General features: G+C 69.2%; 12 protein-coding genes and 1 riboswitch. Of the genes, 5 read left to right on the top strand and 7 right to left on the bottom strand.

The window, feature by feature from the left end; translation table 11 throughout:
* Nucleotides 1-75 precede the first annotated feature (75 nt).
* Nucleotides 76-1,128, top strand: coding sequence for an AI-2E family transporter (locus MYA_RS18730; protein WP_011881522.1), 1,053 nt, complete (start codon nucleotides 76-78; stop codon nucleotides 1,126-1,128).
* A 309-nt stretch (nucleotides 1,129-1,437) separates the two neighbouring features.
* Here MYA_RS18730 and MYA_RS18725 read toward each other — a convergent pair whose 3' ends face one another.
* The 5 genes from MYA_RS18725 to MYA_RS18705 all read right to left on the bottom strand — a co-directional run bounded on the left by MYA_RS18725 (nucleotide 1,438) and on the right by MYA_RS18705 (nucleotide 6,705).
* Complete coding sequence (locus tag MYA_RS18725; RefSeq protein ID WP_014724605.1) at nucleotides 1,438-2,454, bottom strand: NADP-dependent oxidoreductase; 1,017 nt, start codon at nucleotides 2,452-2,454, stop codon at nucleotides 1,438-1,440.
* 35 nt (nucleotides 2,455-2,489) lie between these two features.
* Nucleotides 2,490-3,278: an SDR family oxidoreductase gene (locus MYA_RS18720; RefSeq protein ID WP_014724604.1), complete on the bottom strand. Its 789-nt coding sequence runs from the start codon at nucleotides 3,276-3,278 to the stop codon at nucleotides 2,490-2,492.
* Nucleotides 3,279-3,783: 505 nt separating this feature from the next.
* Nucleotides 3,784-4,371 carry a phosphatase PAP2 family protein gene (locus tag MYA_RS18715; protein WP_011881519.1) on the bottom strand — a complete coding sequence of 196 codons (588 nt, stop codon included), beginning with the start codon at nucleotides 4,369-4,371 and terminating at the stop codon, nucleotides 3,784-3,786.
* A gap of 81 nt (nucleotides 4,372-4,452) precedes the next feature.
* Nucleotides 4,453-5,769 carry an Nramp family divalent metal transporter gene (locus MYA_RS18710; RefSeq protein WP_014724602.1) on the bottom strand — a complete coding sequence of 439 codons (1,317 nt, stop codon included), beginning with the start codon at nucleotides 5,767-5,769 and terminating at the stop codon, nucleotides 4,453-4,455.
* Between the two features lie 54 nt (nucleotides 5,770-5,823).
* Nucleotides 5,824-6,705, bottom strand: a complete 882-nt coding sequence (locus tag MYA_RS18705; protein WP_224019868.1) for a helix-turn-helix domain-containing protein — start codon at nucleotides 6,703-6,705, stop codon at nucleotides 5,824-5,826.
* Between the two features lie 436 nt (nucleotides 6,706-7,141).
* Between MYA_RS18705 and MYA_RS18700 the strand changes: the two genes are divergently transcribed.
* The gene (locus MYA_RS18700; RefSeq protein ID WP_014724599.1) at nucleotides 7,142-8,062 is read left to right on the top strand and encodes a LysR family transcriptional regulator; all 921 of its coding nucleotides are present in this window, start codon (nucleotides 7,142-7,144) and stop codon (nucleotides 8,060-8,062) included.
* A 292-nt stretch (nucleotides 8,063-8,354) separates the two neighbouring features.
* Nucleotides 8,355-8,756 carry an OsmC family protein gene (locus MYA_RS18695; RefSeq protein ID WP_014724598.1) on the top strand — a complete coding sequence of 134 codons (402 nt, stop codon included), beginning with the start codon at nucleotides 8,355-8,357 and terminating at the stop codon, nucleotides 8,754-8,756.
* Nucleotides 8,757-8,931: 175 nt separating this feature from the next.
* On the opposite strand, the gene MYA_RS18690 is transcribed toward MYA_RS18695, so the two are convergent.
* The gene (locus tag MYA_RS18690; protein WP_034194956.1) at nucleotides 8,932-9,813 is read right to left on the bottom strand and encodes a Dyp-type peroxidase; all 882 of its coding nucleotides are present in this window, start codon (nucleotides 9,811-9,813) and stop codon (nucleotides 8,932-8,934) included.
* A 509-nt stretch (nucleotides 9,814-10,322) separates the two neighbouring features.
* On the opposite strand from MYA_RS18690, the gene MYA_RS18685 reads away from it, so the two are divergent.
* Both MYA_RS18685 and MYA_RS18680 read left to right on the top strand, forming a co-directional pair.
* Entirely contained in the window at nucleotides 10,323-12,185 is a 1,863-nt protein-coding gene (locus MYA_RS18685; protein WP_014724597.1) for an ABC transporter ATP-binding protein, read from the top strand.
* A gap of 138 nt (nucleotides 12,186-12,323) precedes the next feature.
* Nucleotides 12,324-13,037 (top strand): riboflavin synthase, encoded by a 714-nt coding sequence (locus MYA_RS18680; RefSeq protein WP_011881512.1) that lies wholly within the window; start codon nucleotides 12,324-12,326, stop codon nucleotides 13,035-13,037.
* A gap of 81 nt (nucleotides 13,038-13,118) precedes the next feature.
* Here the strand turns inward: MYA_RS18680 and MYA_RS18675 are convergent, their stop codons facing one another.
* Nucleotides 13,119-14,360: a voltage-gated chloride channel family protein gene (locus MYA_RS18675; protein WP_014724596.1), complete on the bottom strand. Its 1,242-nt coding sequence runs from the start codon at nucleotides 14,358-14,360 to the stop codon at nucleotides 13,119-13,121.
* An 80-nt stretch (nucleotides 14,361-14,440) separates the two neighbouring features.
* A riboswitch (Fluoride riboswitch) is annotated at nucleotides 14,441-14,546 on the bottom strand.
* Nucleotides 14,547-14,582: the final 36 nt, after the last annotated feature.

Genomic DNA, 14,582 nt, shown 5'->3' with positions numbered 1-14,582 from the left:
GTGACGTTCGCGAGCCGATCGCGCCCGAGGCAACGAGATTCAATCAAACCAGGCATCAATCTGCGCGAACCATCCATGGACAGCGGACACGATCACCAAAAATTCTTCTACTTCCTGCTGTTCGCGGTCACCGTCGGACTCTGCTGGATCCTCGCGCCGTTCTCCGGCGCGGTGTTCTGGGGCACCATTCTCGCGATCCTGTTCCAGCCGGTGCAGCGCTGGCTTGCCGCGCGCTTCGGCAAGCGGCGCAACCTCGCCGCGCTGCTCACGTTGTCGCTGATCATCCTGATCGTGATCCTGCCGCTCGTGTTCGTCGCGGGGACGCTCGTGCAGGAAATCGCGTACGTGTACCAGGAGCTGAAGGACGCGCCGCCGAACTATTCGAAGTACGTGCACGACATCATTCAGGCGCTGCCGACGTCGATCCAGCATCTGTTGCAGAAATACGGGCTCACCAACGTCCCCGGCATCCAGAAGAAGCTGACCGATGGCGCCGCGCAGATCAGCCAGTTCGCCGCCACGCAGGCGCTCAGCATCGGCCAGAACACGTTCCAGTTCGTCGTCAGCTTCGGCGTGATGCTGTACATGGTGTTCTTCCTGCTGCGCGACGGCGGTGAAATCGGCCGCCGCGTGCGGCGCGCGCTGCCGCTCGACGAGGAGCACAAGAACCTGCTGCTCGCGAAGTTCACCACGGTCGTGCGCGCGACCGTCAAGGGCAACATCGCGGTCGCGCTGGTGCAAGGCGCGCTCGGCGGGCTGATCTTCTGGATCCTCGGGATCGAGGGCGTCGTGCTGTGGGGAGCGCTGATGGCGTTCCTGTCGCTGCTGCCGGCGATCGGCGCGAGCCTCGTGTGGGTGCCGGCCGCGCTTTATTTCCTCGCGACCGGCGCGGTGTGGAAATGCGTGATCCTGGTCGGGTTCTGCGTCGGCGTGATCGGTCTCGTCGACAACCTGCTGCGCCCGATCCTCGTCGGCAAGGACACGAAGATGCCCGACTGGGTCGTGCTGATCTCGACGCTCGGCGGGATGGCGCTGTTCGGCATCAACGGCTTCGTGATCGGGCCGCTGGTCGCCGCGCTGTTCATGGCCAGCTGGGACATCTACGCACGCGCCGAACAGGGGGAATGACGCGGTGCGCGCCGGTCGTCGCGAGGTCGCGAGCCGGCAGCCGTCGTCGGCGCCGCTCGGCCATACGAGCCGATACGATGCGCCCGGCTGCGCCACCGGTCGACGCGCGCAGCGCTGACACAAGCGATAACGCCGGGCGTACGTGCGTGATCGTCCGGCTCCCCCGCTTTCCCGCTCGAAGTCGAAAAAAACGGCGTGACGCACACGTCACGCCGCCTGGTTCGCCAACACACCAACGTCGCCCACGGCAGCCGCAGCGAAGTTCCGCGCAATGGCTGACACGACGCCGTTACGCGCGCACGCTGCGCGTCACGCCTGCGGATCGACGCGCAGCACGAGCTTGCCGCGATGGTCGCCGTCGAACAGCCGGTTCAATACGTCGGGCGCGTTTTCGAGCCCGTCGGCGACGGTTTCCTCGGCCTTGAGCCGGCCGTCGCGCAGCCATCCGGCGAGCGTCTGCACCGCTTCGCGGCTCTTGCGGTAGTCGAGGATCAGGAAGCCGCGCATCGTCAGCCGCTTCGAGATCAGCACGCCGACGTCGTCGGCCGCGCGCCCGCTGTTGTAGGTCGAGATCACGCCGCACAGCGCGACGCGGCCGCCGATCACCATCCGCGACAACACCGCGCGCATCACGTCGCCGCCGACGTTCTCGAAGTTCACGTGCACGCCGTCCGGCGTGGCGGCCTTCAACTGCTCGCGGAAGTCGTCGGCCTTGTAGTCGACGGCAGCGTCGAACCCGAGCGTGTCGGTCAGGTAGCGACATTTGTCCGCGCCGCCCGCAATGCCGACGACGCGCGCGCCGTGGATCTTGCCGATCTGGCCGGCGATCGAGCCGACCGATCCGGCCGCCGCCGACACCACCAGCGTTTCGCCCGGCTGCACGGGCGCGATCTCGGTCAGCCCGTAGTACGCGGTCAGGCCGCTCATCCCGCACGCGCCGAGCAGCGTCGGCAACGGCAGGCCCGACTGCGCGGGCAGCTTGACGAGCTGCGCGGCCTGATCGGCCGGCACGCGCGCATAGTCCTGCCAGCCGACGAGCCCCTGCACCAGATCGCCTTCCGCGAAATCCGCATGGCGCGACGCGACCACGCGGCCGATGCCGAGCGCGCGCATCACCTCGCCGATCGCGACCGGCGGCAGGTATTGCGGCACGTCGCTCATCCACACGCGGTTGGTCGGGTCCATCGACAGATACAGCACGCGCACCAGCACTTCGCCGTCGGCGAGCGCGGCGACGGGTGTTTCGACCAGCGAAAAATGTTCGCGGCCGACGCGCGCTTCGGGGCGCGTCTTCAACAGCAGCTGACGGTTCACGAGTGTCGACACGAGGTTCTCCTCCGGTAATGGTTGGTCGGTGCGCGTCACACCGCGCACATGCCGCCGTCGAGCACGAGCTCGGCGGCCGTCATGAAGCGGCTCTCGTCGGACGCCAGATAGACGGCCGCATGCGCGACGTCGTCCGGCTCGCCGAGGCGGCGCAGCGGGATGCCGCGTGCGAGCTTGCGCGTCGCGTCGCGCTCGCCGAGCGACTGGAACAGCGGCTCGACGATGCCCGTGCGAATGAACGCCGGGTGAATCGAGTTGCAGCGCACGTCGAGTTCGCGGCGCGCGCAATCGATCGCGACCGACTTCGTCAGCGACGCGACCGCGGCCTTCGACGCGTTGTACGCGGTGAAGTCCGGCTCGACCTTGAACGCGGCCACCGACGAGATGTTGATGATCGACGCCGCGCCGCTCGCACCGAGGTACGGCAGCGCGTGCTTGCAGCCGAGCACGATGCTCTCGACGTTGATCGCCATCACGCGCCGCCACTCGTCGAGCGCGATCTGCGTCGGCGCGCCGATCGATCCGACGCCCGCGTTGTTGACCAGCACCGACAGGCCGCCCAGCGCCTCGTCGGCCTGCGCGAGCAGCGCCTGCCAGCGCGCCTCGTCGCGCACGTCCTGCGTCGCGGCGAACGCGACCGGCGCCGCGTGCGCGGCGTTCAGCTCGGCCGCGAACGCATCGAGCGCCGTGGCGTCGGCGATGTCGGTCAGGAATACGCGCGCGCCCTGCTCGACCATCCGGCGCGCGATCGCGCGGCCGAGCCCGCCCGCGGCGCCCGTGATGAAGGCACGCTTGCCGGCGAGGCGTGAAGAAACGACTGTCATGGAACCTGCTCCTATCGTGATGGGCCGCGACGGCGGCTGCCGCGCGCCTGTCGGCGCTCGCGCGGTGTGCGAGTATAGCGAGCCCGCGTGGCGGCGTCGGACGAACTGTCCGGCGCAACCGGCCGCGCCGGGGATGCCCGAATTTCACGCGCACGCGGCGCTCGGCGTGAAGCTGATGCCGCACGCGATCGCCTGCCGATACAGCTCATCGCCGCCCGCAGCGACGCGCCCGCCCGTCGCTGCCGGCACCGCTCGATCGAACGCCAGCGTACGCGATCGCCGCCGATCGATGAAATGAATATTCGTAATACCCGGTCATCGACGGGATTGATGAGCGCCGCGCCCCTGGCCGGCGCGCGCGACAGGTCGCCGCGCACGGCGCTGGCGCACGCACGCGGGCCGTCGACGACGAAATGGCAAGGCGAGGAGGAAGCAGGCGTTGCAGCGCGACCGCGCCACGCGCGCGGCGGCATCGGCGACCGACGCGCCGCGCCGGCCGCGCGCGTCAGGCGCCGTTGCCGGCGCCGCGCACGAAAGCGCAGAACTGCGGGGAATGGGTGTCGATCATCTGCTGGAACGGCGCGCGGTGCCCGTACGCGATGCTGGACACGAGCAGCAGGCTGACGGCCGCGATGCGCGGCGAGAACGCGCGCGGTTGCGCGTCGCCGTACGCGCGCAGAAAGGCCAGCGCGACTGCCGCGCCGAGCAGCCAGCCGGCGACGACTTCCGGAACGGTATGCGAATGATCGAGCACGCGCGCGATCGCCGTCACCGCGCCGACGGCCAGCCCGGCCGCGACGCCGGGCGCCTTGCCGGCGCGAAACCCTTGCCACAACGTCGCCAGCGCGACCGTCCACACCGACGTCGACAGCATCGTATGGCCGCTGATCACGCGGAAATCGAACTGCGGGATCTCGATGCCGCACCCCGCATAGAGGATCTTGGTCGCGCCGACCACGCTCATGCCGGCCGCGAGCAGCGCGACCCAGCGCACCGCGAGCCGCCAGTCGGACAGTGCGAGCCAGATAGCGCAGGTCAGCGCGACCGGCAGGGTCAGCGCGGCGTCGCCGATGTTGCTGATTTCACTCCACATGATGGACGTCGAACGGCTAGCGAAAGGCCGCAGTTTAACGCATGCACACAGCGCGGCCGTTTCAGCCTGTGACAGGCTGTATCAGCTTGCGACGCCGGTGATCAGCAGCAGATTCGTGCCGCCGATGACGGCGAACAGCGCCCACGCGAGCGCCTGCATCCCGCGGCCGATCGCATGCTCGCCCATCGTGCCGCGATCGCTGACCGAGCGGATCAGCGGCCACATCGCGAACGGCAACTGGAGGCTCAGCACGACCTGGCTCCATACGAGCAGCTGCCCGACCGACCCGTCGCCGAGCCACAGCACGCCGATCAACGCGGGCACCAGCGCGAGCCCGCGGGTGATCAGACGCCGCTGGTAGCACGGGATCTTCGTGTGCAGGAAGCCGTCCATGATGACCTGGCCGGCGATCGTGCCGGTGAGCGTCGAGCTTTGCCCGGACGCCAGCAGCGCGATGCCGAACAGCAGCGCGGCCGCACCGCCCGCGATCGGCGTGATCAGCCGGTAGGCCTGCTCGATGTCGGTCACGTTGTGCTGGCCGGTCGCATGGAACGCCGCGCCCGCGACGATCAGGATCGCCGCGTTGACGAGCATCGCGACGAACAGCGACACGCAGGTGTCGATGCGCACCAGCGCGAGCGTGTCGCGGATCAGCCCGCGCGCGCCGCCGACCACGTGGCGCGTCTGCACGACCGACGAATGCAGATAGAGGTTGTGCGGCATGATCGTCGCGCCGACGATGCCGAGCGCGAGCACGATCGCGTCCTTGCTGTCGTGGCCGGGGTTGCCCGGCACCAACCCCTTCGCGACCGCATGCCAGTCGGGCGGCGTGATCGCGACCTGCGCGACGAAGCAGAACGCCATCGTCGAGATCAACCCGAGCACGATCGCCTCGATCTGGCGCACGCCCTTGCCCTGCAGCCCGAGGACGATCATCGTGTCGAGCGCGGTCAGCACGATCCCCCACGCGAGCGGCACGCCGAGCAGCAGCTTGAACGCGAGCGCGCAGCCGAGCACTTCGGCGATGTCGCACGCGATGATCGACACCTCGGCGGTCACCCACTGCACGAGGCGGCCGACGCGGCCATAACGGTCGTAGCTCGCCTGCGCGAGATCCTTGCCGGCGACCAGACCGAGCCGCGCGGCCAGCATCTGCAGGAAGATCGCGGCGAGACTCGAGAACGCGACGACCCACAGCAGCGAATAGCCGAACTGCGAGCCGGCCTGGATGTCGGTGGCCCAGTTGCCGGGGTCCATGTAGCCGATCGCCACCAGCAGGCCCGGGCCGAAGAAGCGCTTGAACTTCATCCAGCGCGACGCGCGCGCGTCGATCGTGATGCTGCCCTTTACTTCCGACGGACAGAACGGGGCGGTGGCGGTGGTGGGAAGCAAGGGCATGGACACGGGCGATCGGATGGGCAATCCGGCCATTTTACGGTCACCCCCCGCTTTTTACCGCAGGTGTGCGCGCGCCGCCGGGCCGGCCCAGTCGCCGGCCGCCGGCGCGGGCCGGGATGCGGTGCGCGCCTCGGGCTGCTGCGCGCCGTCGATCAGCAGCCGCTCGCGCTCCGCGATGCGGAATTCGGTCGGCGACACCAGCAGCCGCTGACGAAACAGCTTCGCCAGACGCTCGCCGCTGCCGAACCCGGTGCGGCGCGCGACCTTGTCGGCGGGCAGCGTCGTATGGACCAGCATGTGGCACGCGCGCTCGAGCCGCACGTGCTGCACGAACTCGGTCGGCGTCACGCCGATTTCCCGCTTGAAGCGCCGCAGGAAGTTGCGTTCGCTCATCGCGGCCGTGCGGGCGACGTCGGCGATCGAGATGCGGTTCGCGCTGAGCGTGCGCAGCCGTTGCGCGGACATCCGGATCGACGGGCTCGCGCTCAGTTCGCGGTACGCCCACATCGACTGCGTATAGCGTTGCTCGACCGGACGCATGAAGTTGTCGGCGATCTGCTGCGCGGCGCCGTCGCCGAGATCGGCGCGGAACATGTCGAGCACGACCGCGAACACGTCGACGGCGCCGGCCGGCGGCTCGATCGTCGCGGCCGGCCGGCGCGTGCCGTCGGCCGCCTGCGCGCGCGCCGCGTGCATGAGCGGCGGCGCCGCGGCGAGGCCCGGCAGATCGACCGCGTCGGCGATCCAGCGCGCCTGGCGACGGACGTCGCCGAGGCGCTGCTGCAAGGCGGCGTCCCAGTTGATCGTCACGCGCTCGCCATGAAGATGCAGGAATGCATACGCGCTGCGGCCGTGCTCGTCGTCGAATGCGTCGGCGGCGATCCTCACGCCGGACGACGACTGCAGCAACCCGCCGCTTTCGGACACGTACTTCACCTCATAATCCGCGCCGAGCGGCTGCAGGCGATTCGCCAGATTGAAAGCCTCGCCGAGACGCGCGGCCTGCGCCAACGAAAACCCCGTACTCAAATAGACAACTACGCACCGCTGATCTGCTGCTTGCACTGGCAAGGCCCCCGGACTGTTTCGACTTCTGCCGATACCGTCGAACTGTCAGGCTTATATTTGGTGTGGATGCGTGCGACAGGACGGCTATCTCGAAATATGAAGCGACGGCATCGTAGCCGAACGATCCGATTCCCGCGCGCCGGTGGCCGACCGCGACATCATGATGGCGGATTGATACAGGCTGTGCCGCGTGACGGCGCGGCAAACGGCGCGCCGCCGGGCCGGCCGGCGCATGCGCGGGTGCGCTTGGGTTGCCGCCGCATCCTTTAGAATCGCTGCACCGCCCTCTTCGCCGAGCTCGTCCTTGCCCGCCGATCATCGTCTCGACCTGAACCTGTTCCGCGTGCTCGACGCCGTCTACGTGCATGGCGGGATTGGCGCGGCCGCGCGTGCGTTGCACCTGACGCAGCCGGCCGTCACGCACGCGCTGAACCGGTTGCGCGCGCATTTCGACGATCCGCTGTTCGTGCGGCAGGGCAACCGCGTCGTGCCGACCGAACGCACGCGCGCGGTCATCGCCGACGTGCAGTTGCACGTCGCGGGCCTGCAGCGCGCGGCCCGCGATCCGTCGGCGTTCGATCCGGCCACGCTCGAGCTGAGCATCGCGATCGGCATTCGCGACGTGCTCGAATCGATCGCGCTGCCGCAAATCGTCGCGGCATTCGCGAGCGACGCGCCGGGCCTGCGGTTCGTGAGCCGCCGCGTCGCGCTGTCGGAGATCGAACGCGAACTCGCGTCGGGCAATCTCGATCTGGTCGTCGATCGCCGCGTGCAGACCGGCCCGCGCATCGCGACCGAGCATCTGCTCGACGACTCGCTCGTCGTCGCGATGCGGCACGATCATCCGCTGATGCGCGGGCCGCTGCGGCGCAGCGACTATTTCGCGGCGCGGCACGTCGCGGTGTCCTCGCTCGGCGAGCCGCAATCGCTCGACGTGCTGCTCGGCAACGACGGGCGCTTCCGCCACATCCAGCTGATCTGCCAGCACTACTTCGCTGCGTGCCAGATCGCGGCGGCCGGCGACCTGCTGCTGACGCTGCCGCGCACGTATGCGCTGCGCATCGCGACCATGCTGCCGATCGCGGTGCAGCCCCTGCCGCTACGGCTCAAGCCGTTTCCGCTGCTCGCGTACTGGCACGAATCGCGCGAGACCGACCGGGCGCATCAGTGGGTGCGCGCGCGGGTCGCGGGGTTGGTGCGGGAAATTGCGGGGGGTGCTGTGTAGCGGTGCGTGGCGCTGCTTGGGCGGTTGACGCGGTCAGTGCTTTTGATGTGTCCGGTGTGCTCGATGCGGTTGATGTGCTTGATACGCTGATGCGGTCGATGTGCTCGACGCCTCCGACGCCTCCGATGTCTCCGATGTCCCGATACGCCCACAGCACTCGACGCCCCCGACGATCGCGACCCGCTCTCCCCGCAGCACGCTGCGCACGCGATGTCGGCTGAGACGGTATGCTGACGAGCCCTTTGCCGCGCCGCGTCGCGGCCGTTCCCATCCCGATCTTTGGAGACTCGCCATGTCGCTCATCCACGCTGCCGCCACGCTCGCCGCCGACGCCCCTGACTACGTCGTCCAGTTGCAAGCCGGCACGCATGCGCTGACCGGTGACGAGGCGCCGCGCGAAGGCGGCCAGGGCGTGGGGCCGGCGCCGTTCGAACTGGTGCTGGCCGGCCTCGCGCAATGCACGGCCGCGACGCTGCGCATGTACATGCAGCGCAAGACGTGGCCGGCCGCGCGCATCGACGTGCGCACCGAGCTGCATGCGGATCGCGAAGGACAGCAATACGTGCGCCGCGTCGTGACGCTCGACGGCCCGCTCGACGACGCGCAGCGCGCGCGCCTCGCCGAGATCTGCGAGAAGACGCCGGTCACGCAGTTCGTGAAACGCGGCACGCGCATCGAAACGACGCTGAACTGACGCGCGCCGGGCCGGGCCGAGCTGAACGGAGCCAACATGCCCTGCCACGCAGCGCACGGCCGCGCCCTGCCAAACCGCCTCCACGCCGCCCGCCACGCGAACGCGCACCATCAAAAAACGGGCGGCCCGCGCAAGATGCGCGGCCCGCCCGTTCACTCCGCTGCTACCGCGCCGCTTACAACCCGAGCGCCGACAGATCCAGCTTGCCGTCCTTCACCGGCGGACACCAGAAATACGCGCCCGTCAGCGGCTGCGTGAAGCGGAACAGGCCGTCGACGATGCCGTCGTCCGCGCCGCACATCCGGCGCATCTGCACGTCGAACGCGCGCAACGAACAGCCGAACGCGACGAAGTAGAGCCCGGCGCGCCGCGCATCCGCCCACGGCGACGAGCGGCGCAACATGAACGCTTCCGGTTCGAAGCTCTCCTGCGCGGTGCGCTTCACGTGCGCGAACGCGGGCGCGTCGTCGATCTCCTCGTTGTCCGAGCGGCGGCGGCCGACGATGTGATCCATGTCGCCCGACGCAATCCGCTCCATCCGGTCGAAGTCGTGCAGCCATTGCTGAACCGCGACGAAGCTCGAGCCGTCCAGGCCCGCGCCCTGCCCGGCCACGACGGCCGCGGCCAGCGCGTCGTCGCCGGTCGGATTCTCGGTGCCGTCCTCATATCCCGACAGGTCGCGATCGCCCGAATAGCGGAAGCCGTCGACCACGTCCTGCAGCGCGAAGGCCGGCGCGAGCGCACGCTCGATCGCGCGCGTGCGCAGCACCAGCTCGCCGCGATCGTCGCCGCGCAGCCACACCCACACGTCGGCGGGCGTGACGGGCAGCGTGCGGTCGTTCACCGCGAATGCCGGGTATTCGGTCAGGCCCGGCACCGGGCGCCCGAGATGCGCGGCCAGCGCATGACCGAAGCCGGCGACCGCGTCGCGCCCGTCGACGAGCTCGCGCAATGCCCGCAGCGCCGCCGCGACATTGACGTTGCTGGAAATCGTGAAAGTGAGGTATCGGGCCGCCGCATCGATCGGAGCCAGAATGCCTTGCTGAACGTCGCTCATCGTTTCCTCAGGAATGTATCGGGGTGAATCGGCCGGGCCGCAGCAGCCGGCGCAACCGCAAAGTTTAATCGATGCGGCCCCGCGCTCCGCGCCGCGCCGCGCACGAAACGGGGCCGATACATACCGAAACGTATCGAAGCCTCCGACGCGCCGCGTGCCGCGCGTATCGACGCCGCAACGCGCATTCGTCAGACATTGCGGCGAGCCGAACACTGCTGCTAGAATCGATCCACGCTTTTTCGGCGTCCTTTTTTCTTCATTTCAACCGTTCGCTACAGGGAGGTGCAGATGTCACGAATGCCAGCAGCCTTCCCGAACGTGGTCTCGCGACGCCGCTGATCCTGCGCGTCGCACGCGCCGGCTTCCGGGTCCGCTCACCCGCCGGTCCGCGCATTTTCCCGACAGCCCGTTGTTCGTTTCATCCGCGCCGTGCGCGCGGGTCGGCTGTCGCGTTTTCGACGTTCTCCGAACCGGAAAGTCCCGACGCGCGACGCGCCGGGCAACGATACATGACCAGAAAAACCACCCATTCGGGCGGCCACGCATTCCGGGCCGTCTTCGGCTTCACGTTCCGCTACTGGCGCCGGCAGCCCGTGCGCATCGCCGCGATCGCGGCGCTGGCGCTGCTCGGCGCACTCGCCGACGTCCTCACGCCGCTGTTCGCCGGCCGCCTCGTCGATGCACTGTCGAGCGGCCTGACCGAGCGCACCGCCGCATGGCGTTCGGCCATCACGGCGTTCGGCACGCTGGCCGGCCTTGGCATCGGCGCGACGCTGCTGCGCCAAGGCGTCTACCTGAACATCATCACGCTGACGCTGAAAATGATGAGCGAGATCGCCGCCGCGTCGTTCCATCGCGTGCAGCGCTTCTCCACCGACTGGCACGCGAACAGCTTCGCCGGCTCGACCGTGCGCAAGATCACGCGCGGGATCTGGGCGCTCGACCTGCTGAACGACACCGTGCTGATCGCGCTGCTGCCGTCGGTGATGATGCTGGCCGGCGCAACCGTGCTGCTCGGCACGCACTGGCCGGTGATGGGCTTCGTCGTCGGCGCGGGTTCGCTGCTGTATATCGCGGTGACCGTGGCCGTGTCGCTCGGGATCGTCGCGCCGGCCGCGCGGCTCGGCAACATGTGGGACACGCGCATGGGCGGCGCGCTCGCGGACGCGATCAGCTGCAACACCGTCGTCAAGGCGTTCGGCGCGGAAACGCGCGAGGAAGCACGCCTCGCGCGCGTGATCGGCAAGTGGCGGCAGCGCACGCGCCGCACGTGGGTGCGCGGCACGCTCAACGGCGGGCTGCAAGGCGCGATGCTGGTCGCGATGCAGGCGGCGATGATCGGCGTCGCGCTGCGGCTGTGGGCGAACGACGAGGCGAGCGTCGGCGACATCGCGTTCTCGCTGACGATGTTCTTCATGCTGCAGGGCTATCTGCGCGACGTCGGCATGCACATCCGCAACCTGCAGCGCTCGGTCAACGACATGGAAGAACTCGTCGCGCTCGAGCGCCAGCCGCTCGGCATCGAGGATCGCCCCGGCGCGCCCGCGATCCGCATCACGCGCGGCGAGATTCGCTTCGAGCACGTGACGTTCCGCTACGGCAACCATCCGGTGTCGCTCTACGACGACTTCTCGATGCGCATCGCGCCCGGCGAGCGCGTGGGGCTCGTCGGCCATTCGGGCTCGGGCAAGACGACGTTCATCAAGCTGATCCAGCGGCTCTACGACGTGTCGGGCGGGCGCATCACGATCGACGGGCAGGACATCGCGCAGGTGCAGCAGGAGTCGCTGCGCAGCCAGATCGCGATCGTCCAGCAGGAGCCGGTGCTGTTTCACCGCACGCTCGCGGAGAACATCGCGTATGCGCGTCCCGACGCGAGCCGCGCGGAGATCGAACGCGCCGCGCGGCTGGCCAGCGCGCACGATTTCATCGACGCGCTGCCGGACGGCTATGACACGCTCGTCGGCGAACGCGGGATCAAGCTGTCGGGCGGCGAACGGCAGCGCGTCGCGATCGCGCGGGCCTTCCTCGCCGATGCGCCGGTGCTGATCCTCGACGAAGCGACGTCGAGCCTCGACAGCGAAAGCGAAGTGCTGATCCAGCAGGCGATGGAGCGCTTGATGGTGGGGCGCACGACGCTCGTGGTCGCGCACCGGCTGTCGACGGTCCGCGCGCTCGACCGGCTGCTCGTGCTCGAGCGCGGCAAGGTGATCGAGGAAGGCGACCACGATACGCTGATCCGTATCCACGGCGGCGTCTATCGCCGGCTGTTCGAGCGGCAGGCGCTGGAGCTCGCGAAGGGCCTGATCGATGCGCCGCCGCGCACGCTCGACGACGGCGCCGAGTCGCCGGGACACCGGGCGGCCGTGTAACGCGGCCAAGGCCGGTCAGCGGCCCGACGGCGCGGCGGCGGTCCGCGCGCGCGGGCCGCGCGGCCGACCCTGCTCGCGATGCGGGTTCCCGCGATCACTTATCATACGGACCAGGCAATTCGCGACGAAAGGCAGATCATGTTTACAGGCATTGTTCAGGGTGTTGGCGTCATCAAGGCCATCGAGGACCACGGCGAGCTGAGGACGTTCAGCATCGAATTCCCGGAACGCTTCACTGCCGACATCGAGATCGGCGCCAGCGTGTCGGTCGACGGGGTGTGCCTGACGGTGACGACGATCCATTCGCCGACGCTGATCGACTTCGACGTGATGCTGCCGAGCCTGCGGATCACCACGCTGGCCGAGCTGGCGACCGGCGCGCGCGTGAACGTCGAGCGGGCCGCGAAGGACGGCGCGGAAATCGGCGGGCATCCGCTGTCCGGCCACGTCGACTTCACGGGCACGGTCCTGCACATCGCGGCGTCCGAACACAACCGGATGATCCGCATCGGCGTGCCGGCCGAGTTCAAGCGCTACGTGTTCGCGAAGGGCTATATCGCGATCAACGGCTGCAGCCTGACCGTGGCCGACGTCGACCGCGCCGCAGGCTGGTTCGAAGTGTGGCTGATTCCCGAAACGCGCCGCGCGACCACCTTCGATGCGAAGGGCGTCGGCGCCAAGGTCAACATCGAGATCGAGCGCAGCACCCAGGTCGTGGTGGACACGATCCGCGAATCGGTCCAGGAGACGCTCGGCGAGCTGACCGGCATCGTCACGACGCTGCTGGCCGACAAGGGCGTCGATATCGAGGAACTGCTCGCGCGCAACGTCGCGAAGCTGCCGAAGCCGTAACGCGCGCGGCCGCCCCGGCGAGCGCCGGCGGCGGCATCGCGTCGACACCTGACGGCCGGTCGGCCGCCCGCCGCGCCGACGTCAGTCGATCTCGACCTGCGCGCCCTTGCCCACCGCGATGCGCTGCGCGCGGTAAATGCCCGCGTGTCCCGAGAACAGATACGCGACCACGCACGCGACGATCGCATACACGCCGAGGTCCGCGCCGAACAGCTCGATCGCCATGATGGTCGACGCGATCGGCGTGTTGGCCGCCCCGGCGAACACCGCGACGAAGCCGAGCCCCGCGAGCACCGGCACCGGCAGCGCGAGCACCTGGCCGAGCGCGTTGCCGAGCGTCGCGCCGATGTAGAACAGCGGCGTCACTTCGCCGCCCTTGAACCCGGACGCGAGCGTCACCACGGTGAACGCGAACTTGCCCGCGAAATCGTACGCCGGCAGCGGCCCGTGGAACGCGGCCTCGATCGTCGGAATCCCGAGGCCCAGGTATTGCGGCACGTTCAGCACGGTGGCCGCGACGGCCACCATCGCGCCGCCGAGCACCGGCTGCAGCGGCGCGTAGCGCACCACGCGCCGGAACCAGGCGGTCAGCGCATGCGTCGCGAACGCGAACAGCCGGCCGACCACGCCGAACGCGACGCCGGCGACGACCGTCGCGGCCAGCCCGGTCGCCGACACCGCCGGCACCGACGCGATCGCATAGACGGTGTGATGCACGCCCCACGCGCGGCACACGACGTCGGCGACGATCGACGACGCGACGCAGGTCAGCAGCGCGTCGTAGCGCAGCCGGCCGATCGCCAGCACCTCGAGCCCGAACACCGCGCCGGCCAGCGGCGTGCCGAACACCGACGAGAAACCGGCCGCGATACCGCCCATCAGCAGCACGCGCCGATGCTCGCGGTCGAGCCGGAACAACTGCGTGACGCGGTCGGCGAGCGCGCCGCCCATCTGCACGGCCGTGCCCTCGCGGCCGGCCGAACCGCCGAACAGATGCGTGACGACGGTCGCGACCAGCACGAGCGGCCCCATCCGCTTCGGCACGAGCGCCTTCGGATCGTGGATTTCGTCGATCAGCAGGTTGTTGCCGCGCGCGACCGACTGGCCGAACCGGTGGTAGACCCAGCCGGTCGCGAAGCCGGCGGCCGGCAGCCCCCACAACAGCCACGGATGCGCGATGCGCGTGCCGGTCGCCCAGTCGAGCGCGATCAGGAAGAATGCGGAAGCCGTGCCGGCCAGGATGCCGAGCAGGGCCGACAGGGCGAGCCAGCGGCACACGTAGCGCACGGTCGCGAAGAAATCGGCAGAGGTCGAGAAAAACATGATTTCCAGATTCGACGGAACATCAAAACCTGGGCGGCAGAATGCCGCAATGGACGGCCTGCGACCTCCTGACGACCCAGGAACACGCAGGCATCATCAGCCGGGCTCACCGGCGGTTGAGGGCCGACTCGCGCGCGCAACGCGCCGTGATCGACCGCAGGGAGGCATGCCATCTCCGCAGCCGGCGATTGTACGCGATGCGCGACGCGGCCGCCAGCATGA

Source organism: Burkholderia sp. KJ006, from assembly GCF_000262695.1.
Taxonomy (GTDB): Bacteria; Pseudomonadota; Gammaproteobacteria; order Burkholderiales; family Burkholderiaceae; genus Burkholderia; species Burkholderia vietnamiensis.
This window is presented reverse-complemented; position numbering and strand designations above follow the sequence as displayed.